Source organism: Bacteroidia bacterium (assembly GCA_026932145.1).
Classification (GTDB): domain Bacteria; phylum Bacteroidota; class Bacteroidia; order J057; family JAIXKT01; genus JAIXKT01.
Window position 1 is genome coordinate 4,365 of record JAIXKT010000002.1, and the last position, 2,057, is coordinate 6,421.

General features: G+C 40.5%; 1 protein-coding gene. It reads right to left on the minus strand.

Annotated elements, in window-relative coordinates:
- Nucleotides 1–631 precede the first annotated feature (631 nt).
- Nucleotides 632–1,915, minus strand: coding sequence for a DUF262 domain-containing protein (locus tag LC115_00840; protein ID MCZ2355226.1), 1,284 nt, complete (start codon nucleotides 1,913–1,915; stop codon nucleotides 632–634).
- Nucleotides 1,916–2,057: the final 142 nt, after the last annotated feature.

Below are 2,057 nucleotides of genomic sequence, written 5' to 3' on the forward strand. Positions count from 1 at the left end.
TTGACTTGAAGAAGCCTGAAACAAGAACTTGTTAACACTTTTGCTAAAAACTGACTTTGCGAAAAACCGTTTTTTTAGAGAAAGAGAACTTGAACGAAAATGCAAAAACTTGCCTTGATGAAACCTTTGCTGAAAAAACGCCGCTAATTTTAGAAACCTGATTTTATTGAAAGAAACGCAAGCCGTAAAAAACAGGCTTTGTGTCTCGACAAGCTCGACAACCACCAAACGAAACTGCTTGCTTGCCAAAACCTAGCCGAAAACCCCGAACCTGATTTTGGAGACCTGAAAGAATTTGACAAAGAACTTATGAAACAAAAAGCATGAACTGATTTTCGAGAAACGAGAACTTAGAAAACTACTTTTGCCAAAGAGTCTGACTTGAACGAACCGAAACTTTTGCTGAAACCTAGACTTGATTGAGAACGCTGATTTGAAAAGCCAACTTGCTCTTGCGAAATAGCCAAATGCTTTAACGAAACACACACCTAACGGCTTGCGTTACCTGCGCTGGGCGGGGACGGCGAAGCCGTCCAACCAGAAAAATGCTAAGGCGTGAAAACTGCTTGGGATGTGCGCCGAGTCCCCAGCGTCAGGTGCACGCTTTGTTGGCTTGCCGTCTTTGGGAAGACTAACGCTTTCCTTTATACTTTGCGCCTTTTTTTGAATTACAACTTCTACACATTAAAGCCGCATTTGATAACGAACTTTTACCGCCAAGCGAATATGGCTTGATATGGTCAATTGTAAAGTTTTCCCAAGTTAACTTCTCTCCACATTTTGTGCAAACTTTTTCATCATCGGAATTCCACACGAGCCTTCTTTGTTCAGGCGTAAAACCACGTTTTTTGTCCTTCTTTTCAAACAAACCACCTAATAACTGGCGCAAAATATCTGCTCGCCTTGTTCTTGTTGCCGAACTATCGCTATCGCCGCGAGTTGTAAATAAGTAATTGGCAAATACTTGCTGGTCTGGCGTTGCGCCTTCGGCTTGAGAAATCTTCTTTCGCACTAAATCTACACCGTCAGAAAGCCAAAGCAATAATGTTTGGGCTTGTTTATTGCGTTTTGAGTCGGTTAAGATAAATTTGTTCTTATCCATCTCCCAAGTAAACATAAAGAGGGAATAGAACTCAGATGAATTTTTGAAACGACTTGACCGCAAAGCAGGAAAATACATTCTTTTTATGATATTCAGTGTGCGGGTAAATTCTTTTGCACACTCGTTAAGCGCCTTGCCTTCAATCGTTTTTCCGTGAATGATTTTATCTAGTGCGGTCTTCTTGTTGAGAGGACTTCCATTATGAATTGAAGCCATAATCTCTGCAATCAATTCAACGTGTTTCATCCTGCTTAATTGAGCGGGAGTCATTATGTGATTTTCAGCAAAAAATTTCTTAGAACGCTCCGCAAGTTGTCCAGCGCGTTTTAGGAAAGGACTTGTAAAAAACCTAGCGTGCCTTTTTTCTTGTCCAGTAAGGCGTTTTCCCGTCGAGTTAATTCTTACAAAAAGTTCAATAATATCGTCTAAACTGCCTGAAACTTCAACGGTTTGAATTTTATAGCCAGTAACAAGATGCTCGTGACCTGCTTTTTGAATTTCCTTCCACGTCCATTCTTCAACATCGTCATCTTCGTGTATTTGCATTTTTACCGGAAATTTATCGCGGCGAAATCTCCCTAAACCTTGAAACATAAACAAAGATTCAAGTCGTTGCTTGCCATCCAGAACATCATATACTAATCGTCCATCTTCATCAGTAGATCTGTATAAGAAAACAGATGGTAAAGGGAAGTTCTGAAAAACTGACTGAATTAACTTTTTTCGGTCAATACCCTGCCAAACAGATTTTCGCTGAAAACCGGGTTCTAAATTTAGACGGTCTTCATTGAAAAGCAAAATAAAATCTTGCACATCTTTACTTCCGTAATTGAATATGATAGTTGATGCTCTATTACTCATTACTATCCCTTGTATTGTTTTTATGTGAATGCACAGGCAAGCCAACGGCTTGCGTTAGCGGCGGACGGGGGGCGGGAGTAGAAGAGTCCAGAGG